A 22,178-nucleotide genomic window follows, 5' to 3' on the forward strand; every position below is an offset into this window, starting at 1 on the left:
GCAAGCGGGCGGCGGCGCTGACCGCCGGGGCCGCGCTGGCCGTGCTCGGCGCGGGCGGGGTCACCTGGGAGCTGTGGGGCTTCGGCTCGGGCGGCTCCGGCGGCGGCTCCGGGCGTTCGGCGCAGCCGGTGCGGCTGGCCGTCTACAACGCCGACGACACCTGCCGGCCCCGCGACGACCAGCACCCGGAGTGCAGCCTCGGCCTGGCCGTCGACCCGACCGAGGCATACGTCCTGGACAACACGGTCCGCACCCGGGTGTGGCACGGCGACCGGCTCACCGCGGAGTGCGTGCTGGAGCGCGGGGTCCCCGTCACCGACGAGGCGGGCGTCCGCTCGTCGACGTGGTTCCGGGTGCGGCTGCCCAATCCGGAGAAGGGCGCGGAGAGCGTACGGACCACCGCCTGGCTCCCCGAGGCGCGCACCCGGGACAAACCCGCGCTCCCGGCGTGCCGTATCAGCACTGGTTCCTGACGCCGCCGGTCTCGTCGCCCTTGAGGTAGATCGCGCTGACGTAGCCGACCCCGCCCGCGTTCAGCGGCAGCCGGACCCACTTGTCGTTGGTGATGCCCTCGTCGGTGATCTTCTGGCCGGCGACCCAGCAGTGGGCGGGGTAGGTCTGGCCGGGGTAGACGGTGCTCTTGATGTCGCACGAAGTGGAGGCGCAGGCGCGGACGTTGGCCTGCGTCCACGCCGTCACCGACGTGCCACCGCCCCCGCCCCCGCCGCCGGGGGTGCAGGGCAGGCCGACGCCGCGATCGCGCAGGTAGGGCACCGGGTCGATGCCGCGCACCGAGGTGGAGGTGCCGACCCGGACCCTGAGGTGGAGGTGGGGTCCGGTGGACTCGCCCTCGGAGCCCATCAGGGCGATGCGCTGGCCGGCCGTGACGCGCTGGCCGACGGAGACGTCCCGGTGGTACATGTGCCCGTACTCGGTCACGGTGCCGTCGGGGTGCAGGATGCGGATCCACTGGCCGTAGCCCTGGGCCGGTCCGGAGGCGATGACCTCGCCGGGGCCGACCGCGTAGATGGGCGTGCCGCGGTTGTTGGCGATGTCGACGCCGTCGTGGGAGCCGCTGTAGCCCTGGGTGACGACACCGGCGGTGGGACAGGAGGCGGTGTACGCGGCGGCGGCCCGCGGTGCCGCCTGCGGTGCGGCCGCGTGACCGGGGGCGGCCGCCGCGAGGGGGAGCAGCAGGGACGCCGCGGCGGTGAGGCCGGTCCGCAGCCTTCTGCCGCGCAGACCAAGACGCATGGGTTCCTCCCGGGGGACAGCGAGTGGTGACGAGTGGTCGGCCACGGACGCTAGCGGTGCGCAAGGCCCGTACGGCATCCGGAAGTTTGCGGAGAGACGGTTTTCGGCCCGACCGGTAGTCCTGGACCGTCGTCCGCATCAACGAGGGGGGAACCCGTGCGTGTCGCATCCCTGCGTGCCCGGTGGCGTGTGCCGCTGTGGGCCGTACCGATCGTGTGTGTGCTGCTCGTCCTGACCGGCCTCGCGGCGCCGCCCGCCGACGCGCGGGAGCCGCTGGCCTGGCGGGTCGACCTGGCCGGGCCGGAGGCCGACGAGGGCAACGTCGTGCGCCGTTCCGGCGGTATCACCGTCGAGGACACCCGGCACCGCACCCCGTCCGAACCCGGCCACTCCCACGCGGTGTTCACCTCCCCCGGGCAGAGTCTCGGCCGGGAGCTGACCACGTTCACCGTGCGCACCGACGCCGGCGTTCCCCGGGGCACCAAGGTGCTGACGGAGATCCGCGGCAACGGCCGCTCGGGCACCTGGACGCAGTGGCGGACCGTGTCCGGTTCCACCGCGGTCGTGCTGCCGCAGGCCGTCTCGCTGGTCCAGGTCCGGCTCACCCTGCTCGGCGTGCCCGGCGGTGCCTCCCCGACCGTCCGCTCCGTCACCGTGAAGGCCGCCGCCGAGCAGCGGGCCGCGCCGCGCGCCCCCCGGGCCGCGTCCGGTCCGACGTACCGGCTCTTCGCCACCCGGGAGGGGCTGACCGGGCAGACCACCGCCAACGGGCATGTCATCCAGCCCCGCGACCACTTCGTGGCGCTGCCCTCGCGGCGGATGCTGGCGAGCAACGGCGGGCACGAGTACCGGGTGCGGCTGTGCTACAAGGGCCGCTGCGAGACCGCGCCGGTGTGGGACGTGGGCCCGTGGAACACCCGCGACGACTACTGGAACCCCTCCTCGCAGCGGGAGATGTGGAAGGACCTGCCGCAGGGCACGCCCGAGGCGCAGGCCGCGTATCTCAACGGGTACAACGGCGGGCGCGACGAGTTCGGGCGGCGGGCCGCCAACCCGGCCGGCATCGACGTCGCGGACGGCACCTTCTGGGACGGCCTCGGCATGACCGACAATGACTGGGTGGACGTCACCTTCATGCCGGACGGCGAGGGCGAGTCCACGACCGTGACGGCGTGGACGCAGGCCAACGTGCGTGAGTGCGCCTCCACTTCGTGCGACATCAAGAGCACGGTGTACCCCGGCCAGACCTACCCCGCGCACTGCTGGGTCGTCGGCCAGAAGATCACCGACGAGGGCATCACCAACGACAAGTGGGTCCGGCTGCCGCTGAACGCGGGCGGGGTCGGCTACGTCAGCGCGATCTACCTCAAGGGCGACGAGACCGGCGGCGTCAGGACCCGCTGCTCCTGAGGGAGGTCGGCTCGCCGACGTCGGCGGTGCCCGGGGTGAGCGCGCAGGGGTCGGTGACGGTGACGCCGTCGTTTCCGGTCAGCTCCACCTCGACGGCGCCCTTGGGGTCCTTGCTGTAGGCGATCGAGCAGATCAGCTGCTGGCGGGCGACGCGGTCCAGCGGCCCCACGTTCAAGGGCAGCCGGGCCGCGACCCGCCCGTCGATGGGTTCGCCAACCTCCGTCTTCCCCTCGAACTTGTCGGGGAGGGCGGTCGTCAGGCCGGCGGCCAGGTCCTCCTTGCGCGGCCCCAGGAGCAGATCGACGACCACGTCCTCCGTGGGCGCCCGGACCGGTTCGGGTTCCCCGGGGACGAACAGTTCCCCGTACCGGATGACGGGGTGCAGCCGTCCGTCGGGGGTGGTGAAGAAGAGCAGCTCGTCGGACCTGCTGTTGACGAAGGCGTCGATGGTGGCGGGGCCGCCCGCCTCGATGACGTCGCTCTCCTGGATGCCGCAGCCGCCCAGCAGCGCCGCGGCCGCCACGGCGACGCCGACCCCCACGCGGCGCCCGCGCGCACGCCTCATCCCCCGGCCCCCTCCGCGTGCAGCGGTATGACGACGGTGAAGACGGCGCCACCCCCGGCCCGGTTCCCGGCGGTGATGGTGCCGCCGTGCAGCTTCACGTTCTCCTGGGTGATGGCGAGCCCCAGCCCGCTGCCCGCCGAGCGGGTACGGGCCGCATCCGCCTTGTAGAAGCGGTCGAAGATGTGCGGCAGGACATCGGGGTGGATGCCGGGACCGCTGTCCGTCACCTCCAGGATCAGCGCCTTCTCCTCGGGGGCGGTCAGCCGTACGGTGACCGGGGCCTCGCCGTGCCGCAGGGCGTTGCCGACGAGGTTGGCGATCACCAGGTCGAAGCGGCGCGGGTCGAGCCGGGCGCGGATGCCGTCGGGCAGCTCGGTGACGACCCGGCCGTCGGTCCAGTGGCGGCTGAGCAGGGTCTTGCGGATGGCTTCGGCGACATCGACCTCGTCGGTGTTGAGGTCGGCGGCGCGGGCGTCGAAGCGGGAGATCTCGATCAGGTCCTCGACGAGCACGGCGAGCTTGCCGGTCTCGGCGCTGACCAGGCGTACCGCCCGCGCGGTGTCGGCGTCGAGGTGGTCGGCGTCCTCGTCGAGGACCTCCGTGACGGCGAGCATCCCGGCGAGCGGGGTGCGCAGTTCGTGGCTGACGTCGGAGGCGAAGCGGCGGGCGCGCTCCCCGGCCTCGCGCAACTCCCCGACCGTGCGCTCCAGTCGGGCCGCCGACTCGTTGAAGGTGCGGGCCAGGTCGGCGAGTTCGTCGCTGCCGCGCACCTTGATCCGGGTGTCCAGCTGTCCGCTGCCCATGCTGCGGGCGGCCTTTCTGAGTTCCCGCACCGGGCGCAGCACGCTGCGGGCGGCGATCAGACCGGGGATGAGGGCGATCACCAGGCCGGGCAGGGCGCCGTCCCGGGCGGCCAGCATCAGGGCCTCGACGTTGACCTGCTCGTCGGTCATCGGCATGACGGCGTACATGATGACGCCGCTGGGTACGGAGGTGTCCGGCCCGAACCTGGCGACGGTGGGCATGGCCATCGTCAGGTAGGGGGTGCCGTCCTTGACGACCCGCTGGAAGCTGCCGCGCGGATTGGCGCGCGCGGCGCGGCGCAGCTCCGGGGTGATGACGGTGGACTCCCGGTTCTCACCGGAGGAGGCGCGGACCGACCCGTACTCGGCGAACACCACCCAAGGGTGCGGCCGGCCCCGGCGGGCGATGCTGCGCAGCAGGTCCTCCAGGCCCTCGGGGCCCTGCAGGGGCAGCCCGAAGGCGGTCTGCTGGACCTGGTCGCGGAACGAGGAGACGGCGGTGTCCTGCGCGGTCTGGAGCACCGCGTTGCGGGCCTCGCGGTAGGTCAGCGCGGCGGTCGTGCCGGCGCTGACCGCGGCCACCACCAGGAAGGCGAGCAGCAGCCGGGTGCGCAGTCCGAAGGCGCGGGCGCGCAGCGAGCCGGGGATCACAGCGGCCCGAAGCGGTAGCCGAAGCCCCGCAGGGTCTGCACGTAGCGGGGGCGGCCGACCTCGTCCTCGATCTTGCCGCGCAGCCGGGCGACACAGGCGTCCACCAGCCGGGCGTCGGCGTGGTAGCTGTGCTCCCAGACGTGCTCCAGCAGTTGCTGTCTGCTGAACACCTGCTCCGGTGCGGAGGACAGGTGCAGCAGGAGCTTCAGCTCGGACGGGGCGAGGGCGAGCGGCCTGCCCGCCTTGGTGACGGTCAGCCCGACCCGGTCGATGGTCAGCTCCCCGTGCGTCTCCAGGGCCGAGCGGCCCGGCCCGCTGTCGACCAGGCGGCGCAGCACGGCCCGGATGCGGGCCTCGATCACCTCGGTGCGGGCGGGTTTGACGATGTAGTCGTCGGCCCCGGCCTCCAGGCCGATGACCACGTCGAAGTCGTCGCCGCGCGCGGTGAGCATGATGATCGGCAGCTGGCTGCTCTCGCGGACCTGGCGGCACACCTGCACGCCGTTCATGCCGGGCAGCATCAGGTCGAGCAGCAGCAGGTCGGGCCGGAACTCGGCCATCGCGGCGAGTCCGGCCTCGCCGGTGGCGGCGGCGCGTACGTCGTGGCCGCGGCGGCGCAGACCGAGTTCGACCCCTTCGCGTACGGAAGGGTCGTCCTCGATGAGGAGCACGCGGGGCATCTGCGGTTCTCCCTCGGTGGTCAGGTCCGGGCCGCTCTGCGGCGCGCCTTGGCGAGCAGGGCGTCGAGTTCGGCGAGCTTGAGCGGACGGGCGAGCAGGGCGAAGGTGAGGATGACGGCCAGGGCGCCGGCACCGGTGGAGACCACCGCTCCCGCCCGCTCGGTTCCCACGACCGCGAAGTGGCCCAGCGCGGTGGCGGGGACGGCGGCCACCAGCAGCCGCAGGTGGGCCGCGGCGGCGGTGGAGCGCAGCGGCCGGTCGGCGCCGAGGCGGCGGGCCAGCACCCGGGCGGTCACCGCCCAGCCGACGCACAGCGCCAGCGAGTACGCCGCCGCCATGCCGGTCACGGCCCAGCGGGCGGGCAGCAACTGGGCGGCGGCCACGGACAGTGCGGCGTTGCAGGTGACGATGACCAGGTTCAGCAGGAACGGTGTGCGGGTGTCGGAAAGCGCGTAGAAGGCGCGGGAGAGCACGTACTGGCCGGACAGGGCGATCAGGCCCGGCGCGAACGCCATCAGGATCTGGGCCATGGCCGCGGTGTCGGCGGCGCTGGTGCGGCCGTAGCCGAAGACCAGCGCCATCACCGGGTGGGCGAGCGCGAACAGGGCGCAGGCGGCCGGAACGACGGCGGAGGCGCAGACCCGCAGCGCGTGGGAGACATCGCGGCGTACGGCGCCGGTGTCGCCGTCGGTGGCGGCGGCGCTCATCCGGGGCATCAGCGCGGTCACCACGGAGACGGTGACGATGCCGTGCGGGACGACCCACAGGACGTAGGCGTTGTTGTAGGCGCCGAAGCCGGGGCCGCCGTCCAGGCCCGCGGTGGTGGCCAGCCGGGTGGTGACCCAGTACGCGGCCTGGTTGGCGAGGACGAGGAGCACCAGCCAGAACGCCGCGCGCAGCGGGCGGGTCAGTCCGCTGCCGCGCCAGTCGAAGCGGGGCCGGAAGCGGAAGCGGGCCGCGCGCAGCGCCGGGACCAGGGCGAGGGCCTGGGCGGCGATCCCGGCGGTGGTGCCCCAGCCGAGGACGGCGGTATCGGTGGCGGTGAGTCTGTCGCCGCCGCCCAGCGCGAATGCCAGGTACAGCCCGAACACGCCCATCACGACGAGGTTGTTGAGCACCGGCGCCCACATCATCGCGCCGAACCGGCCGCGCGCGTTGAGGACTTGGCCGAGCAGCGTGAACAGGCCGAGGAAGAAGATCTGCGGCAGGCAGTAGCGGGCCAGCGCGGTGGTCATGGCGGCCTGTTCGCCGGTGTAGTCGGTGTAGACGCCGACGATCGCGGGCGCCGCCCACACCGCCGTCGCCGTGATCGCGAGCAGCGCGATCACACAGACCGTGACCAGCCGGTCGGTGTACGCCCGTCCCCCGTCGGCGTGTTCCTTGGCGGCCTTGACCAGCTCGGGCACGAAGACCGCGTTGAGGGCGCCGCCGAGGAGCAGCATGTAGACGATGGTGGGCAGGGAGTTGCCCACCGCGTAGCCGTCGGCGACGGGGCCGATGGTGCCGATGGCCGCCGCGACGACGGCGGAGCGGGCGAAGCCGGTGGCGCGGGCGACGATCGAACCGGCGGCCATGACGGCGCTGCCGCGGGCGGCGGAGACCGGCTTGGCCTTCGTCTCCGTCGCTGCCGTCTGCGTCACCGGCGGTTGAGGTACGCCTGGAAGGCGCGGTAGAGCGTGTGGTTGGCGCTGCCGGCCAAAGGTTTCTCCCATTCCCCCAGCGTCTCGACGACGTGTCCCCCGGTGCCGAGCTTCCAGCGCAGCAGTCCGTACGCACGTTCGTCCGGATCGAGTGTGGAGGGTACCCCGCGCATGTCGTACACATCGGCGCCCTGGGCGTGGGCGTCCAGCAGCATGCGCCACTGAAGGGCGTTGGAGGGGCGGACCTCACGGCGGTGGTCGGCGGAGGCGCCGGTCTGGTACCAGCAGCGGCGGCCCACGGTGATCAGCGTGTGGGCGGCGAGGATCTCGCCCCGGTACCGGGCGAGGTAGAGCTTCATCCGGCCGGGCTGCTCGGCGTTGAGGGCGGCGTACTGGCGCTCGTAGTAGGCGAGCGAGCGCCCGAGCCGGAAGCCGTCGCGCTGCTCGGTGATGCCGAGCAGCCGGTAGAACTCGGGCAGGTCGGCCGCGCTGCCCACGGTCACCTCCACGCCCTCCTTCTGCGCCCGGCGGACATTGCGCCGCCACTCCTGGTTGAGCCCGGACCACAGGTCCTCGGTACTGCGCCCGGCGAGGGGGACGTGGAAGACGTGCCGGGGCTGGGCGTCGCCGTCCTTGTCCTCGCCGCAGCGCCGCCAGTCGCGGGCGCGCAGCCGTTCGGCGACGGCGGTGCCGAGCGGGTCGACCTCGCTGGCCAGCACGTCGGCCAGGCGCCGGCCCGGTCCGGTGAGCGGCTTGAGGTAGGCGGCGTCCCAGCGCCGGTAGGCGGGCGACGGGCCGATGCGCACGGCGAAGGCGCCCGCCCGGCGCAGGTGTTCCAGCAGCGGCTCAAGCCAGCCGTCGACATCGGGGTCGGTCCAGTCGGCGACCGGTCCCTCGGGCAGGTAGGCGAAGTACTTGCGGGTGCCGGGGAACTGGCGCAGCAGCACCAGCGCCACCCCGGTCAGCCGTCCGGCCTCCGGGTCGGGCCCCCAGCCGAGGAGCTGGGAGCGCCAGCCGTCCTTGACGTCGGCCCAGGACGGGCACTGGAGGAATCCGGCGCCGAGCGCGGAGCCCTCGGGGGAGGCGAGGAAGGCGCGGTAGGTGTCGGGGGTGATGGCACGCAGGACGGTGCCCGGGTTTCCCGCTCGCGGCGAGCGGCTGGGCGGAACGAGCAGTGCTGACACGACGTGAGCCTCACCTTCTCCCCGGGCCTGTCGCGGGGTCGGAAGGGATGTTCACAGCGGGCGGTGACGGCCCCGTCCGGCGAATGTGACGGGACCATGACCATTGCGCACCAGAGGCCGTCATCTTCCTCCGGAGGGAACTGACCTCGGGTTTTCCGGCTCTACAGTCACGACATCCACCGATTTCTTTCGCTCCTTGCGGAGGCCCCGTTGTCACGCATACGTGTACTCACCCATGCCCGCACCGCAGTTGTGGCCGCCGCCCTGCTGGCACCGCTCACCGCCACCGCGTGCTCCTCCGGCTCCTCCGACTCCGCCGACGGCAAGGGCGGTTCGGGCGGCGGGGCGGACCGCCCGGTCACAGTCGCCGTCACGCCGAAGGGCGAGCGGGTGCCGGCGGGCGAGCCGGTGAAGGTCACCGCGGACGGCGGCCGGATCACCTCGGTGACCGTGGCCGACGGCGAGGGCCGCAAGCTGCCCGGGAAGGTCGCCGCCGACGGCCGCACCTGGGTCTCCGCCCGCAAGGCGGTGCCCGGGGCGTCGTACACGGTGACCACGAAGACCCGCAGCGAGGGCGGCACCGTCAAAACCAGCGAGGCCGCGTTCAGCACGGCCCCGGCCGAGAAGGTCAACAAGGTCGACTGGCGGCCGGGCGCCAAAGCCACCGTGGGTGTCGCCCAGCCGATCTCCCTGGTTTTCGACCACCCGGTGAAGAACAAGGCCGAGGTGGAGAAGCAGTTGAAGATCACCACCTCCGACAACACCGAGGGCTCCTGGGGCTGGATCGAGGACTACTCCGGCCGCGACCGGGTGGACTGGCGGCCCAAGTCGTACTGGAAGCCCGGCACGAAGGTCACGCTGAAGGCCGAACTGAACGGCACCGACTCCGGCCCGGACGGCGGCTGGTTCGTCCGCGACTACGACACCAGCTTCACCGTCGGCGCCGAGCAGATCGTCAAGGTCGACCTGGACAAGCACCAGTTGACCCTTCAGCGCGACGGGAAGACCGTGCGCACCATCCCGGTCTCCGGCGGCACGCCCGGCGGCGACAAGCGCTCCTGGCGGGGCACGGCCGTGCTCATGGCCAAGGAGGGCACGATCAACATGAACTCCGAGACCGTGGGCCTCGGCAACGCCTACGACAAGATGGTCGACTACTCGATGCGCCTGACCTGGTCCGGCATGTACGCGCACGCCGCGCCGTGGAACGCCGCCTACTTCGGCAACTCCAACCACAGTTCGGGCTGCATCGGCATGAGCACCGAGAACGCCGCCTGGTTCTACGAGCAGGTGCGGCCGGGCGACCCGTTCGAGATCAGCGGCGCGGAGACCAAGGGCGTCGTCGCGCCCGGGAACGGCTTCGGCGCGTGGAACCTGTCGTGGGAGCAGTGGCAGGCCAAGAGCGCGCTGTCGTCGTAGAACCGCGCGCGTTGTCCGGGAACTCCCCCGGAATTGTCCGTGATCTGCAACGGACGGATCCTCCGGCCCTCTTTCGTCGTCCTGCCAATTGGTCGCGAGGGGGCTCGGGATCAGTGGGACATCTGACGAACATGAGGAAGGCGGGGCGGACATGGCGCGGCACGTGGCTGGACGGGGCTGGTACGGCAAGCTGGTCGGAGCGGCCCTCGGGGTGACGGTGCTGGCCACCGGCGCCTCGGTGTGGGCGGCGCAGGCCGGTGCCGCGGGGACGCCCAAGGCGAGCGCGTCGGCCACGCCCCAGAAGGTCGAGGCGGTCGACAAGAGCATCGCCCACGCCTCCGACGCCGGGCCGCGCGGCGTCAACATCACCATCGACGACGGCCCCGACCCCGTCTACACGCCCCAGGTGCTGGCCCTGCTCAAGGAGCACGGCGTGAAGGCCACCTTCTGCATGGTGGGCACCCAGGCCAAGGCCCACCCCGACCTGGTGAAGAAGGTCGTCGCCGACGGACACCGCCTGTGCGACCACTCCGTGTCCCACGACACCACCATGGACCGCCAGTCCAAGGCCTACCAGAAGCAGCAGATCCTCGACGCCGAGCGCATGATCACCGAGGCGTCCGGGGGCGTACGCCCCATGTACTACCGCGCCCCCGGCGGCGCCTTCACCCCCTACAGCCGCGGTGTCGCCGCCTCCCGCGGTATGCGCCCGCTGGGCTGGAACGTCGACACCAAGGACTTCGAGCAGCCCGGCGCGGACGCCATCGTCGCCACCGTGAAGGAGCAGGTGTCCAACGGGCCCACCATCCTGTTCCACGACGCGGGCGGCGACCGCGCCCAGACCGTGGAGGCGCTGCGCCAGTGCCTGCCCTGGCTCAAGGAGCAGGGCTACGCCTTCGGCTTCCCGGAGCGGTGAGCCGGCAGCACGCAGACGCTGTCGAGCCCCAGGACGTGGTTGAGCCGCCCGAACGCCAGCCATGAGCCGAGGCACATCGTCAGCTCGACGATCTCGGCCTGGCCGTAGTGCGCGGTCATCCGGGACCAGAAGTCCTCGTCGAGGTTGTGGTGGTCGAGGGCGTAGCGCTCGGCGTACTCGGCGGCGAGCCGGGTGCGGGCGTCGAAGGCGTCGGTGGTGCGCCAGTCGGCGACGGCGTCGAGGAAACCCTCCTCGACCTTCTCCCCGTCCCGTTCGGTGCGCCAGTCCAGGCAGAACAGACAGCCGTTGATCTGCGCGATGCGCAGCCGGGCGGCCTCGAACTCGCGCAGTTCGAGGGTGGTGTGCTCGTAGACGGCCAGGGAGAACGCCCCGGCCGCCGGGCCGATCCCGGGGACGAGTTCGCCCCAGACGTAGCCGAGCGGGTCGGCGCCCTCGGGAATGTCGATCCGCATGGTCACCTCTTCCCCAGCCGTCCCACGGCGGGCCGCAGCGGCACGTCGAGCGCGTCGTAGAGCCCCGGTTCCGCCTCGGTCAGCCAGTCGATGGCGTTGACCAGCCGCCCGGCCGCGGTCGCGTTGCCGCCCGCCGCCCGGTTCTCCCCCTCGTCCGTGGCCTCGACGGTGACCTCGATCCGGGGCCGCCCCTCGATGACCACCCGGTGCGCACCGGCCCCGCCGCCCGGCGCTACGGGCCAGTCCGGGGCGCAGGAGGGATGGATCCGCGTGACGTGCTCGACGACGATGCGCGCCTCCCCGCCCACCGTGCCGCGCACTTCGAGCCGTACGGCGCCCTGGGTGCCGGCGGCGAAGTCGCCCATGGTGCGGGTGGTCACGTCCGCCTCCAGCTCGCGCCGCTCCACGGCCTCCTCGATGCCATCGAGTTCGGCGCCCAGCGCCCGCGCGATCATCCGCAGCTGCCCGCCCCAGATCATGCTCGGAATGCCCTCGGCGAGCATCAGCGGCTGGTAGTCGAGCGGGTGCCCCATGCCGATGAGGTCGCGGACGGCGTCGGGCTGGTCGTAGGTGGAGTAGTCGAAGATCTCCTGGGCCCGGACCACGTCGATCCGCGACCCCAGCCCGCTGACCAGCACGGGCAGCACGTCATTGGCCCAGCCGGGATCGACCCCGGAGACGAACAGGGCCCCGCCCCCGGCCTCGGCGGCGGCCAGCAGGGGCCCGCGGATCTCCTCCGGGGCGCTCGCGCAGTCGTACATCCCGTACAGGGACGGCGTGACCACGACGGCACCGGCCCGCAGCGCCCGCGCGATGTCGTCGAGGGCCCCGTCGGGCCGCACGTCGCCGGAGGCGGCGTAGACGAGGGCGCGGGGCGAGCGGGCGAGCACGCCGCTTGTGTCGTCCGTGGCGACCACCCCGAGCCGCCGTCCCAGTTCCGCCAGTTCACCGGCGTCCTTGCCGACCTTGGCGGGACTGGACACCAGCACGGCCACCAGATCGAGCAGTGGATGCGCTACGACGGCCCGGATGGCCGCGCGACCGACGTTCCCCGTACCCCAGACCACGGTGGGAATCATGCGCGGAGGGTAAGGCCGGGCCGCGAAACTTCCCAGAGCCGTGCAGGTGTCAGATGAGCTCGCGCTGGGGAGCCCCGGCGTCGTCGCCCTCCGGTTCCTGCCTGGGTTCGGGCACCTCGACGCGGTCCCACCGGCCGACGACGCGCACATACCCGTACACGACGGAGGCCATGGCGAGCAGCAGCACCGGCCCGCTCAGCCAGGGCAGCTCGGCGAGCTGCACCGGGAGGAAGCGGTACGAGAGCAGGAGCGCGACGAAGACGACGGCGCCGTAGGCGGTCAGCCGGAGCCCGGAGCGGTCCCAGCCGCGGTCGTAGGTGCGCAGGGCGGCCTCGATGGTGAGGGTGAAGACGACACCGGCGAGGAGGTCGGCGCCGTAGTGGTAGCCGAAGCCCAGGGTCGCGGCGAGGGTGGCGACGAGCCAGATCGTGCCCGCCCAGCGCAGGCCGCGGGGGGCCTTGCGGGTGTGGATGAAGATCGCGGTGGCCCAGGCGGTGTGCAGGCTGGGCATGCAGTTGCGCGGGGTGATCCCGTCGAAGGGGATCGGGTGCGGGGCGCTGATGGCGGGCGCGGTGTCGGGCCAGAGGTCGGCCACGGCCCAGGGGAGGGTGGGCGGCGAGTCGGGCTGCCAGAAGCTGATGTCGGCCCACTGCTCGTTGCCGACGCCGTAGGCGTAGAGGGGTCCGACGACCGGGAAGATCATGTAGCAGGCGGGCCCGATGAGCCCGATGACGAGGAACGTCCGCACGAGATGGTGGCGCGGGAACCTGCGCTCGGTGGCGACGTTGCGCAACTGGTACAGGGCGGCGATGACGGCGGCGACGGCGAGCTGGCCGTAGACGAAGTCGAGAAGGTTGAACCCGATCTTCCCGCTCGCCACGACGACCCGTCCGACGAGCCAGGAGGGGTTGCCGAGGGCCTGGTCGGCGGCGGCGACGTACTGGTCGAGCACCGTGTGCCGGGTCTTGGAGGTGATCACCAGCCAGGTGTCACCGGTCTTGCGCCCGGCGACGAGCAGCAGCCCGAGCCCGACCCCCTTGAGCAGCAGCACGCGCTCGGCACCGGAACGCCGGGTGAAGGCGATGACGGCGTGGGCCAGGATCACCCACAGGGCACCGGTCCCGTACGGATGACCGCCCCCGGTGCCCAGATCGAAGACGAACCGCACACCGACGATGACCAGATCGATCCCGACGGCGGCAGCGAGCGAGACGAGCCGCTGGCGCCAGGTCAGCACGACCATCATCAGCGCCATACCGGCGTAGAGCAGCCCGCCCGACTTAGGGGCGAAGATCACCTCGCGCGCCTGGTTGGTGAGCGGCCCGGGCATGCCGTAGTGGCGGGCGGCGAACTCCAGCGCAACGAGGAACCCGAGGGCCACGATGCCCACGGCGGCCCAGAGTTTTGATATTCGTCCCAATTTCAGCCACTTTGCTAGTCACCGACCACACCCGCGACGCCCCTCACCCGCCCCGGTCAAGACGGAATAATCGCACCTCGCGTTGACCGCCCGCGCCTCAGTGTGTCTGGTTCCACTCCTGGGCCAGCAGTCCGAGGACAACCTCGTCCAGGAACTCGCCCATCACCCACGCCGAGTCGCGCAGGACGCCCTCGCGGGTGAAGCCGTTGTGTTCGGCGGCGCGGAGCATGGGGGTGTTGTCCGCGAGGGTTTCGATCTGGAGCCGGTGCAGGCCGCGGACGGTGAAGCCGTAGTGGCAGAGGGCGGCCACGACGTCGGTGCCGTAGCCCTTGCCGCGGCAGGACGGCAGGAGGCCGACGCCGATGTGGGCGAAGCGGTTGTGGGTGTCGATGCCCCACAGGTTCGCGCTGCCGATCAGCGTGCCGTTCTCCGGTTCCACGACGGAGAACGGGACGTGCGTCTCGTCGCTCTGGCCGTCCGTTTCCAGCCGCGGGTCCTTCGCGGACACCGGGCGCCACGGGCCGCCCTCGGCGCGCGCGGAGTTGACCACGTCGTTGTAGAGCTCGGCACGCAGGGTCGCTACGTCGTCCTCTTCGCGGGCCCTCAGCCCGACTTTGCCGCGTATCAGCATGCGAGCTTCCTATCCGCGCGGGGGGAGGGGCAGCAAGGCAATAAACGAGCGCGGGAGCGGGCTGCAACGTTCGGATTCGCTATCGAAATATTTCGCATTTGACGTTCGGAGTGCTGATCTTGATTTGGGTGGTGAAAGAAAATCTCTTGGGGTTCAGGGCCTTCAACTGGCCTGATGTTCACTTTCCCGCTTCGAATGTTTCGTAGCTCATGCCGAAACTCTTGACACTTGTCGTGCCCCGGCCAACACTCGCACCCCATGAAGAACTCACTCGCACGGTTACGACTACTCATCAGCGGCGCCTGTGCCGTGCTGCTGGTCGCGTTCGGCGGGGGTACCGCGCACGCCGACACCGTGGTCACCACGAATCAGACGGGGACCGACAACGGCTACTACTACTCGTTCTGGACGGACGCCCAGGGCACCGTCTCCATGAACCTCTCCTCCGGCGGGAACTACAGCACCCAGTGGAGGAACACCGGGAACTTCGTCGCCGGCAAGGGCTGGGCCAACGGGTCGCGGCGGACCGTGAGCTACTCCGGCACCTTCAATCCGTCCGGCAACGCCTATCTCGCGCTGTACGGATGGACCGCCAACCCGCTCGTCGAGTACTACATCGTCGACAACTGGGGCACCTACCGGCCCACCGGCACCTTCAAGGGCACGGTGACCACCGACGGCGGTACGTACGACATCTACAAGACGACCCGGTACAACGCCCCGTCCGTGGAAGGCAACAAGACCTTCGACCAGTACTGGAGCGTGCGGCAGTCCAAGCGGACCGGGGGCACCATCACCACCGGCAACCACTTCGACGCCTGGGCCCGCGCCGGCATGCCCCTCGGCAGCTTCAACTACTACATGATCATGGCGACCGAGGGTTACCAGAGCAGCGGCAGCTCCAACATCACCGTCGGCGGCACCGGCGGCGGTGACGGTGGAGGCGGGGGCGGCGGGGGCGGCGGCAACGGCTGCACCGCCACGCTCTCCGCCGGGCAGCAGTGGAGCGACCGGTACAACCTCAACGTCTCGGTCTCCGGGTCCAGCAACTGGACCGTCACCATGAACGTGCCGAGCCCCGCGAAGATCCTCTCCACCTGGAACATCAGCGCCAGTTACCCCAGTTCACAGGTCCTCACCGCCAAACCCAACGGCAGCGGCAACAACTGGGGCGTCACCATCCAGCACAACGGCAACTGGACCTGGCCATCGGTCTCCTGCACCGCGAGCTAGCGCTCCAGGGAGAGGAGACCCCGCACCCATGCGTCCCCTACTCGCGAAAGTGGCGGTCGCCGCAATGGCCGTAGCAAGCACACTCACCGTCGACACCGCGGGCGCGGCACCCGCCGCGGCCGCCACCTGCAACGGCTACGTCGCCCTCACCTTCGACGACGGACCGTCCAGCAACACCCCGGCGCTGCTCGACGCGCTCACCCGGCACGGGCTGCGCGCCACCATGTTCAACCAGGGCCAGTACGCCGCCGCCAACCCGGCGCTGGTCCGGGCCCAGGTCAACTCCGGTATGTGGGTGGGCAACCACAGCTACACGCACCCGCATCTGACCCAGCTCGGCCCGTCCCAGGTCGACTCCGAGATCGCCCGCACCCAGCAGGCGATCGCGGGCGCGGGCGGCGGCACCCCGGTGCTGTTCCGGCCGCCGTACGGCGAGACCAACGCCACCGTGCGGTCGGTCGCGGCCCGGTACGGGCTGCGGGAGGTCATCTGGGACGTCGACTCGCAGGACTGGAACGGCGCCGCTACCGACGCCATCGTGGCCGCCGCCGGACGGCTCACCAACGGCCAGGTCATCCTGATGCACGACTGGTCGGCCAACAGCCGCGCCGCCATCCCGCGCATCGCCCAGCAGCTCGCCGCCCGCAACCTGTGCACGGGGATGATCTCCCCGCAGACGGGACGCGCGGTGGCCCCGGCCAGGAGATAGGCGCACCGGTGGGCCCCGCCTGTTTCACCAGGTGGGGCCCACCCGCAGCAGCAGGTCCCGTACCTCGCGGACGTGCGGGTTCTCGGGGGTCCCGGGGCGCTGGACCAGGTAACCCGTGTTGATCGGCGCGTCCTCCGGGTCGTGCAGCAGCACCAACGCCCCCGATTCCAGCTCGGGTTGGCACAGATAGCGGGGCAGCACCGAGAACCCCGCCCCCGCGACCACCGCCGCCAGCACGCCCCGCAGGTCCGGCATCGTCACCGCGGCCCGGCAGTTCAGGCGCTGCCCGAACACATGCCGCCAGTAGCGCCGCAGGATGGGGAGGTCCTCGGCGTAGGAGATCAGCGGGACGGTGTGGAGGGCGGTGGGGAGGCCGGCGGTGCGGGAGGCCCACGCCGGGGCCGCTACCAGGACGAACTCCTCATCCAGCAGGGGGGTTGAGAGCAGGGTCCGGCCCCGGGGGCGGTGGGTGGAGATCACCAGGTCGTGGCGGCCCGAGCGCAGTTCCTCCAGCAGGGGGTCGGTCAGGCCCGGGGTGACCCGGAGCCGTACGCCCTGCGCCGTCAGCGGGGCCAGTGCGGGCAGGACGCGCAGGCAGAGGAGTTCGGCGGGGCCCGCCAGGTGGACCGGGGGCGGCGGGCCGGCCTCCGCCGGGTCGTGGCCGGTGGCCGCGAGCAGCGCGTCCAGCGGGGCGGCGACCCGGGCCGCCAGGTCATGGGCGTACGGCGTGGGCGTCACGCCCCTGGGGCGGCGGGCGAACAGCTCGCGGCCCGCCTGCCGCTCCAGGGCCTTCACCTGCGTGGTCACCGTCGGCTGGGAGATGCCCAGCAACTGCGCGGCGGCGGTGAAGGAACCGGAGCGGTACACGGCGAGGAACGTCCGGAGCAGATTCAGGTCCTGGGTCACCGGCCCGGCGCCGTCACGAAGTTCGCTCACGACCGGGACCTTAGTGGGCCGTTCAGACGAGCTTCTTCAGCAGCTCCGCGGCGGTCTCCTCGGAGGACGCCGGGTTCTGGCCGGTGACCAGGTTGCGGTCGACGACGACGTGCGACGCCCACGGCTCACCGGCCCGCACGTCCACGCCCGCCTCGGTCAGCCGGGTCTCCAGCAGCCACTTCGCCTTCGGCGCGAGCCCGGCCTGGGTCTCCTCGGCGTTGGTGAACGGCGCCACGCGGTACCCGGCGAAGGCGTTGGAGCCGTCCTCGCGGGTGGCGGCCAGCAGCGCCGCCGACCCGTGGCAGACCACGCCGAGCGGCTTGCCGGAGTCGAGGACGTCGATCAGCAGGCGGCCGGAGACGGCGTCGACCGCCAGGTCCTCCATGGGGCCGTGGCCGCCGGGGTAGAAGACGGCGGCGTAGTCGTCGAGGTCCACGTCCTCCAGCCGGACCGGCTTGTTCAGCTCGGTCATCGCGGCGAGCGCGGCGGAGATCTCGTCCGCCTTCTCCTGTCCGCCGTTGACCTCGGCGGCGAGGCTGCCCCGGTCGACGGTGGGCACGACACCGCCGGGCGTGGCGACGACGATCTCGTGGCCCTCGGCGGTGAAGCGCCGGTACGGGGCCACGGCCTCCTCGGCCCAGAAGCCGGTGGGGTGGAGGGTGCCGTCGGCGAGCGTCCAGTGGTCGGCGCCGGTCATTACGAAAAGAATCTTCGACATGGGGGGTGAACTCCCTGGGTCCGGGGATGCGTGCGATGCTGCGATGCCTCGACCGTAAGTCCGCCCACCCATTGGTTTCCAATGGGGAATCCAATCGGGTGTATTGGAATTCCTATACCGGGTTCCCCGTGACTCCTACATCGGGTTCCTCGGTGATTCCTATCGGGTTCCCCGGTGATTCCTATACCTGAACCAACCCCGTCTGGTACGCGATCACGACGAGCTGCGCCCGGTCCCGCGCGTTCAGTTTCGTCATCGCCCGGTGGATGTGCGTCCGCACCGTCAGCGGGCTGACCACCAGCAGTTCGGCGATCTCCGTGTTGGACTTCCCCTCCGCCGCCAGCGCCATCACCTCCCGTTCCCGGCCGGTGAGGTCGGCCAGCCGCTCCGGGGGCGCGAGCTGGGTGCCCGGGGCCGGGGAGGTGAGGAAGCGGGTGATGAGGGTGCGGGTGGCGCCGGGGGACAGCAGCGCCTCCCCGGAGGCCACCGTGCGGATACCGGCCAGCAGGGCGTCCGCGGTGACGTCCTTGCCGAGGAAGCCGCTGGCCCCGGCCCGCAGCGCCTGGGCGACGTAGTCCTCGGTCTCGAAGGTGGTCAGGATCAGCACCCGGGTGGCGGACAGCTCCGGGTCGGCGCAGATCGCGGCGGTGCCGGACAGGCCGTCGGTGCCGGGCATGCGGATGTCCATGAGCACCACGTCCGGGCGGTGGGCGCGGGCCAGCTCCAGCGCCTCCGCGCCGTCGGAGGCCTCGCCGACGACGTCCATATCGGGACAGGAGTCGATCAGTATCCGGAAGGTGGCCCGCAGCAGGGCCTGGTCGTCCGCGAGCAGCACCTTGACGGTCATACGGTCTCTCCCTGAACGGCGGCGGACGGCTGCAGCGGCAGCGCGGTGGTGACCTCGAAGCCGCCCTCGGGGCGGGGTCCCGCGCACAGCTCGCCGCCGATGGACTGGGCGCGCTCCCGCATGCCCCGCAGCCCGAAGCCGCCTGAGGCCGGGGCGGGGGCGGGCGCGGTGGCGGGGCCGTCGTTGCTGACGGTGATCAGGAGGCGGGAGTCGGCGTAGGTGAAGGTGACGTGGGCGGCGTGGGCGGAGGCGTGCTTGGCGACGTTGGTCAGGGCCTCCTGCACGATCCGGTACGCGGTCAGGTCCACGCCCGGCGACAGCGGTTGGCGCGCGCCCTCCTGGTGGACGGTGACCTCCAGGCCCGCCGAGCGGTAGGAGTCCACCAGCTCGGGCAGCCGGGCCAGCCCCGGCGCGGGTTCCAGGCCCTCGCCGTCGGGCCGGTCGTCCTGGCGCAGCAGGCCGAGCGTGGCCTTGAGTTCGCGCAGCGCGGAGGAGGTGGTGCCGGTGAGGTCGTCGAGGATCTTCCGGCTCTGCTCGGGGTTGCTGCGCGCGAGGTGGGCGGCGGTGCCGGCCTGGGCGTTGGCGAGGGCGAGGTGGTGGGCGACGACATCGTGCAGTTCGCGGGCGATGCGCATGCGTTCCTCGGCGACCCGCAGCCGCGCCTCCTCCTCCCGGGTGCGTTCGGCGTGCTCGGCGCGGGCCTTGACGGCCTCCAGGTAGTCCCCGCGCAGCCGGGCCAGGCTGCCGCCGACGAGCGGCAGGGCCATCCAGAACACCGGGCCGATCACGGTCAGCACCGGGGAGAGGTCGCGCATGCCGTCGGAGAACAGGTTCACGGTCAGCAGGGCCACGGTGACGACGAGCCCGTACATCCGGATCGTCCGGCGGTCGCACAGCACCGCCAGCCAGTACATCGCGGCGAGCAGCGGGGCCAGCAGCAGCGGGGTGAGCAGATAGCCGCGGGCGATCGCGGCGATGGTGACCCCGGCGACCACGACGACGACCGTGCGGGTGTGCGTGCGGTACTTCAGCAGGACGAAGCAGGACAGGCCGAGCATGACCTCCAGCGGCTTGTCCGAGTCCGGCGGGGTGACGCCGGGGAGGCTGAGCTGGGTGCCGAGGGACGCGGAGCCGATGAGGGCCAGCACCATCATCACGTCCAGGAAGCGGGGAAAGCGCGGGAAGCGGGACGCGTACTGCTCCACGCGTTCGGTGTAGCGCTCCAGACTGGTGCTCATGGTCGGCTCTCTCGGTGAGGGGGCTGGCATCCATGGTGCGTGATACGGGGCCGCCCGGGTGGGTGACGGACACCCGGGCGGCCCTGTTGTGCCTGGTCAGGCGCGGGCGAGATCCTTCTCGGCCGGTTCCTCGACGGGCTCGGCCGGACGGGTCAGGGCCTCGCCCTCGACGTCGACCCGGGGCAGGATCCGGTCCAGCCACTTCGGCAGCCACCAGGCGCGCTCGCCGAGCAGGGCGAGGACGGCCGGGACGATCGCCATCCGGACGACGAAGGCGTCGAGCAGGACGGCCGAGGCGAGTCCGAAGCCGATCATCTTGATCATGGAGTCGCTGTCCCCGATGAACCCGGAGAACACCGCGATCATGATCAGCGCGGCGGCCACGACCACCCGGGCGCTGTGCTGGAAGCCGGAGGTCACGGCCTGGGCGGGCCGCTCGCCGTGGACGTACGCCTCGCGCATCCGGGAGACCAGGAAGACCTCGTAGTCCATGGCGAGGCCGAAGACGATGCCCACCAGGAAGATCGGCATCAGGCTCATGATCGGGCCGGTGGTCTCCACGCCCAGGAGGTCCGCGCCGTGGCCCTGCTGGAAGACCACGACCACCGCGCCGAGGGAGGCGAGCACCGAGAGCAGGAAGCCGGCGGCCGCCTTCAGCGGGACCAGGATCGACCGGAAGACCACCAGCAGCAGGATCACGGCGAGTCCGACCACCACGAGCAGGTACGGCACCAGCGCGGACTGCACCTTCTCGGCGATGTCGATGTTCATCGCGGTGGTGCCGGTGACCTCGAAGGTCGCCCCGGTCTCGGACTCGATGCCGGGCCGGTCGCCGCGGATGGTGTTGACCAGGTCCTTGGTCTCCTGGTCGGTCGGCGCGGTGGCCGGGACGACGGAGAAGACGGCGGTGTCACCGGCCTCGTTGAACTGCGCCGGGGAGACCGACACCACGCCCTCGGTGCCGCCGATCTCCTCCGAGACGGTCTCGGCGGCGGCCTTCGGGTCGTCGGCGCCCTTGGCGTCCACGACGACGGTCAGCGGTCCGTTGAAGCCGGGACCGAAGCCCTCGGCGAGCGCGTCGTAGGCACGCCGCTGGGTGGTCTCCGTCGACTTGGCCTCGTCACCGGGCATACCGAGCTGGAGGTCGGTCATCGGCAGCGCCAGGGCGCCGAGGCCCGCGACGGCGGCGAGCAGCACGGGCAGCGGGCGGCGCAGCACGAAGCCCGCCCAGCGGGAGCCGCCGTTGCGCTTGGGGGTCTCGGGCTCGGTACGGCCCGCCTTGCGGGCCTTGCGGTCCTTGCGGGTCAGTACGGCGTTGGGCCAGAAGCCGAGCATGGCCGGGACCAGGGTCAGCGCGATGAGGACGCCGACGACGACCGCGCCCGCGGCGCCCAGGCCCATCTCGGTCAGCATCGGGATGCCGACGACGGAGAGACCGGCGAGCGCGATGACGACGGTGAGCCCGGCGAAGACGACGGCGGAACCGGCGGTGCCGACGGCGAGCGCGGTGGCCTCCTGGGGCGCCCGTCCCTTGCCGCGCTCCTCGCGGTAGCGGGAGACGATGAACAGGGCGTAGTCGATGCCGACGGCGAGGCCCAGCATGATCGCCAGGGTGCTGGTGGTGTCGGTGAGGCCCAGGGGGCTGGCCAGCGCGGTGATGGTCATCAGGCTGATGCCCACGCCGACGATGGCGGTGAGCAGCGGGAGTCCGGCGGCGGCCAGCGAACCGAAGGTGATCAGCAGGACGACCGCGGCGACGGAGATACCGATGGCCTCGGCCGTGCCGCTGGGTCCGCCCATGTCCTCCATGGCGTCGCCGCCCGCCTCGACGGTGAGCCCGGAGTCACGGGCGTTGTCCAGCGCCTCGTCCAGGTGGGCGCGGCTGGCGTCGGTGAGCCCGGCGGCGTCGACCTTGTACGTCACGGTCGTGTACGCGGTGGAGCCGTCGTCGCTGACCGCGTCGGCCTTGAACGGGTCCACGGTGCTCGCGACCTGCGTACCGTCGCCCAGCTCGGCTATCGCCGCCTCGACGGCCTTCTTGTTCTCGGCGGCGGTGACCTTCTGGCCGTCCGGCGCGACGAAGACGACGCGGGCGGTGGCCCCGTCGGCGGCGGCTCCGGGGAACCGCTCCTCCATCAGGTCGAACGCCTCCTGCGATTCGATCCCCGGCATGGAGAAGGGTTCGTCCTCGGCTTCCGCCGCGTTCATGCCGGCCATGGCCACAGCGGCCAGTACGGCGGCCCAGACCAGGGCGACGGACCAGCGTCGCCTGAAGGCCAGGCGGCCCATTCGATACAGGAAAGCAGCCACGGGGAGGTCTCCACATCTGGGTGTCCGAAGGTGCCTCCAGGCTCCTGAAGAAGGGGGCCCCG

Annotated in this window: 20 protein-coding genes and 1 pseudogene; 6 read left to right on the top strand and 15 right to left on the bottom strand. The window is 71.8% G+C overall.

Annotated elements, in window-relative coordinates:
- A pseudogene (locus tag GA0115233_RS40960) lies at positions 1-473 on the top strand (serine/threonine protein kinase); the annotation flags it as partial.
- On the opposite strand, the gene GA0115233_RS09960 reads toward GA0115233_RS40960, so the two are convergent.
- On the bottom strand, positions 457-1,254 hold the full coding sequence (locus GA0115233_RS09960) for a peptidoglycan DD-metalloendopeptidase family protein (protein ID WP_369691364.1): 798 nt from the start codon (positions 1,252-1,254) through the stop codon (positions 457-459). The pseudogene GA0115233_RS40960 and the gene GA0115233_RS09960 sit on opposite strands and share 17 nt — an antisense overlap.
- A gap of 156 nt (positions 1,255-1,410) precedes the next feature.
- On the opposite strand from GA0115233_RS09960, the gene GA0115233_RS09965 reads away from it, so the two are divergent.
- Positions 1,411-2,664, top strand: coding sequence for an SH3 domain-containing protein (locus GA0115233_RS09965; protein ID WP_176711709.1), 1,254 nt, complete (start codon positions 1,411-1,413; stop codon positions 2,662-2,664).
- On the opposite strand, the gene GA0115233_RS09970 is transcribed toward GA0115233_RS09965, so the two are convergent.
- The 5 genes from GA0115233_RS09970 to GA0115233_RS09990 are packed head-to-tail and all read right to left on the bottom strand — an operon-like array spanning position 2,645 to position 8,127.
- A complete protein-coding gene (locus GA0115233_RS09970) occupies positions 2,645-3,229 on the bottom strand; it encodes a hypothetical protein (RefSeq protein ID WP_093719785.1) in 585 nt (194 codons plus the stop codon). The two genes, GA0115233_RS09965 and GA0115233_RS09970, sit on opposite strands and share 20 nt — an antisense overlap.
- Positions 3,226-4,683 carry a sensor histidine kinase gene (locus GA0115233_RS09975; RefSeq protein ID WP_093719786.1) on the bottom strand — a complete coding sequence of 486 codons (1,458 nt, stop codon included), beginning with the start codon at positions 4,681-4,683 and terminating at the stop codon, positions 3,226-3,228. Before GA0115233_RS09975 ends, GA0115233_RS09970 begins: the two co-directional genes overlap by 4 nt.
- Complete coding sequence (locus GA0115233_RS09980) at positions 4,680-5,363, bottom strand: response regulator transcription factor (protein WP_093719787.1); 684 nt, start codon at positions 5,361-5,363, stop codon at positions 4,680-4,682. Before GA0115233_RS09980 ends, GA0115233_RS09975 begins: the two co-directional genes overlap by 4 nt.
- Positions 5,364-5,383: 20 nt before the next feature.
- A complete protein-coding gene (gene murJ, locus GA0115233_RS09985) occupies positions 5,384-7,075 on the bottom strand; it encodes a murein biosynthesis integral membrane protein MurJ (protein WP_304363112.1) in 1,692 nt (563 codons plus the stop codon).
- Positions 7,000-8,127, bottom strand: a complete 1,128-nt coding sequence (locus GA0115233_RS09990) for a lipid II:glycine glycyltransferase FemX (protein ID WP_176711714.1) — start codon at positions 8,125-8,127, stop codon at positions 7,000-7,002. The genes murJ and GA0115233_RS09990 overlap by 76 nt, the downstream gene beginning before the upstream one ends.
- A gap of 270 nt (positions 8,128-8,397) precedes the next feature.
- On the opposite strand from GA0115233_RS09990, the gene GA0115233_RS09995 reads away from it, so the two are divergent.
- Together GA0115233_RS09995 and GA0115233_RS10000 are read left to right on the top strand one after the other, a co-directional pair.
- Entirely contained in the window at positions 8,398-9,606 is a 1,209-nt protein-coding gene (locus GA0115233_RS09995) for a L,D-transpeptidase (protein WP_093719789.1), read from the top strand.
- Between the two features lie 151 nt (positions 9,607-9,757).
- On the top strand, positions 9,758-10,522 hold the full coding sequence (locus GA0115233_RS10000; RefSeq protein WP_093719790.1) for a polysaccharide deacetylase family protein: 765 nt from the start codon (positions 9,758-9,760) through the stop codon (positions 10,520-10,522).
- Here GA0115233_RS10000 and GA0115233_RS10005 read toward each other — a convergent pair.
- The 4 genes from GA0115233_RS10005 to GA0115233_RS10020 form a co-directional block, all read right to left on the bottom strand.
- Positions 10,495-10,995, bottom strand: a complete 501-nt coding sequence (locus tag GA0115233_RS10005; protein WP_093719791.1) for a carboxymuconolactone decarboxylase family protein — start codon at positions 10,993-10,995, stop codon at positions 10,495-10,497. The two genes, GA0115233_RS10000 and GA0115233_RS10005, sit on opposite strands and share 28 nt — an antisense overlap.
- A 2-nt stretch (positions 10,996-10,997) precedes the next feature.
- Positions 10,998-12,074: an NAD(P)H-dependent amine dehydrogenase family protein gene (locus tag GA0115233_RS10010; protein WP_093719792.1), complete on the bottom strand. Its 1,077-nt coding sequence runs from the start codon at positions 12,072-12,074 to the stop codon at positions 10,998-11,000.
- 49 nt (positions 12,075-12,123) lie between these two features.
- Positions 12,124-13,464 carry a phosphatase PAP2 family protein gene (locus GA0115233_RS10015; RefSeq protein WP_255310125.1) on the bottom strand — a complete coding sequence of 447 codons (1,341 nt, stop codon included), beginning with the start codon at positions 13,462-13,464 and terminating at the stop codon, positions 12,124-12,126.
- A gap of 127 nt (positions 13,465-13,591) precedes the next feature.
- Positions 13,592-14,125 (bottom strand): GNAT family N-acetyltransferase, encoded by a 534-nt coding sequence (locus tag GA0115233_RS10020; protein WP_093719793.1) that lies wholly within the window; start codon positions 14,123-14,125, stop codon positions 13,592-13,594.
- Positions 14,126-14,383: 258 nt separating this feature from the next.
- Here GA0115233_RS10020 and GA0115233_RS10025 point away from each other — a divergent pair, with 258 nt between their 5' ends.
- Both GA0115233_RS10025 and GA0115233_RS10030 read left to right on the top strand, forming a co-directional pair.
- Positions 14,384-15,358 (top strand): glycoside hydrolase family 11 protein, encoded by a 975-nt coding sequence (locus GA0115233_RS10025; protein ID WP_093719794.1) that lies wholly within the window; start codon positions 14,384-14,386, stop codon positions 15,356-15,358.
- A 28-nt stretch (positions 15,359-15,386) separates the two neighbouring features.
- Complete coding sequence (locus GA0115233_RS10030) at positions 15,387-16,067, top strand: polysaccharide deacetylase family protein (RefSeq protein ID WP_093719795.1); 681 nt, start codon at positions 15,387-15,389, stop codon at positions 16,065-16,067.
- Between the two features lie 24 nt (positions 16,068-16,091).
- On the opposite strand, the gene GA0115233_RS10035 is transcribed toward GA0115233_RS10030, so the two are convergent.
- The 5 genes from GA0115233_RS10035 to GA0115233_RS10055 form a co-directional block, all read right to left on the bottom strand.
- The gene (locus GA0115233_RS10035; RefSeq protein ID WP_176711710.1) at positions 16,092-17,003 is read right to left on the bottom strand and encodes a LysR family transcriptional regulator; all 912 of its coding nucleotides are present in this window, start codon (positions 17,001-17,003) and stop codon (positions 16,092-16,094) included.
- A 22-nt stretch (positions 17,004-17,025) separates the two neighbouring features.
- Positions 17,026-17,721, bottom strand: coding sequence for a type 1 glutamine amidotransferase domain-containing protein (locus tag GA0115233_RS10040; RefSeq protein ID WP_093719796.1), 696 nt, complete (start codon positions 17,719-17,721; stop codon positions 17,026-17,028).
- A gap of 181 nt (positions 17,722-17,902) precedes the next feature.
- Positions 17,903-18,568, bottom strand: a complete 666-nt coding sequence (locus GA0115233_RS10045; RefSeq protein WP_093719797.1) for a response regulator transcription factor — start codon at positions 18,566-18,568, stop codon at positions 17,903-17,905.
- Entirely contained in the window at positions 18,565-19,806 is a 1,242-nt protein-coding gene (locus tag GA0115233_RS10050) for a sensor histidine kinase (RefSeq protein WP_093719798.1), read from the bottom strand. The genes GA0115233_RS10045 and GA0115233_RS10050 overlap by 4 nt, the downstream gene beginning before the upstream one ends.
- A 96-nt stretch (positions 19,807-19,902) precedes the next feature.
- Positions 19,903-22,116 (bottom strand): MMPL family transporter, encoded by a 2,214-nt coding sequence (locus GA0115233_RS10055; protein WP_176711711.1) that lies wholly within the window; start codon positions 22,114-22,116, stop codon positions 19,903-19,905.
- Positions 22,117-22,178 lie beyond the last annotated feature (62 nt).

Source organism: Streptomyces sp. DI166 (assembly GCF_900091315.1).
Taxonomy (GTDB): domain Bacteria; phylum Actinomycetota; class Actinomycetes; order Streptomycetales; family Streptomycetaceae; genus Streptomyces; species Streptomyces fuscus.

Coding starts and splice junctions, on each gene's coding strand:
- GA0115233_RS09960 (WP_369691364.1), bottom strand. CDS start 1,254: ATGCGTCTTGGTCTGCGCGGCAGAAGGCTGCGGACCGGCCTCACCGCC.
- GA0115233_RS09970 (WP_093719785.1), bottom strand. CDS start 3,229: ATGAGGCGTGCGCGCGGGCGCCGCGTGGGGGTCGGCGTCGCCGTGGCG.
- GA0115233_RS09980 (WP_093719787.1), bottom strand. CDS start 5,363: ATGCCCCGCGTGCTCCTCATCGAGGACGACCCTTCCGTACGCGAAGGG.
- murJ (WP_304363112.1), bottom strand. CDS start 7,075: ATGGGAGAAACCTTTGGCCGGCAGCGCCAACCACACGCTCTACCGCGC.
- GA0115233_RS10000 (WP_093719790.1), top strand. CDS start 9,758: ATGGCGCGGCACGTGGCTGGACGGGGCTGGTACGGCAAGCTGGTCGGA.
- GA0115233_RS10005 (WP_093719791.1), bottom strand. CDS start 10,995: ATGCGGATCGACATTCCCGAGGGCGCCGACCCGCTCGGCTACGTCTGG.
- GA0115233_RS10010 (WP_093719792.1), bottom strand. CDS start 12,074: ATGATTCCCACCGTGGTCTGGGGTACGGGGAACGTCGGTCGCGCGGCC.
- GA0115233_RS10020 (WP_093719793.1), bottom strand. CDS start 14,125: ATGCTGATACGCGGCAAAGTCGGGCTGAGGGCCCGCGAAGAGGACGAC.
- GA0115233_RS10025 (WP_093719794.1), top strand. CDS start 14,384: ATGAAGAACTCACTCGCACGGTTACGACTACTCATCAGCGGCGCCTGT.
- GA0115233_RS10030 (WP_093719795.1), top strand. CDS start 15,387: ATGCGTCCCCTACTCGCGAAAGTGGCGGTCGCCGCAATGGCCGTAGCA.
- GA0115233_RS10040 (WP_093719796.1), bottom strand. CDS start 17,721: ATGTCGAAGATTCTTTTCGTAATGACCGGCGCCGACCACTGGACGCTC.
- GA0115233_RS10045 (WP_093719797.1), bottom strand. CDS start 18,568: ATGACCGTCAAGGTGCTGCTCGCGGACGACCAGGCCCTGCTGCGGGCC.
- GA0115233_RS10050 (WP_093719798.1), bottom strand. CDS start 19,806: ATGAGCACCAGTCTGGAGCGCTACACCGAACGCGTGGAGCAGTACGCG.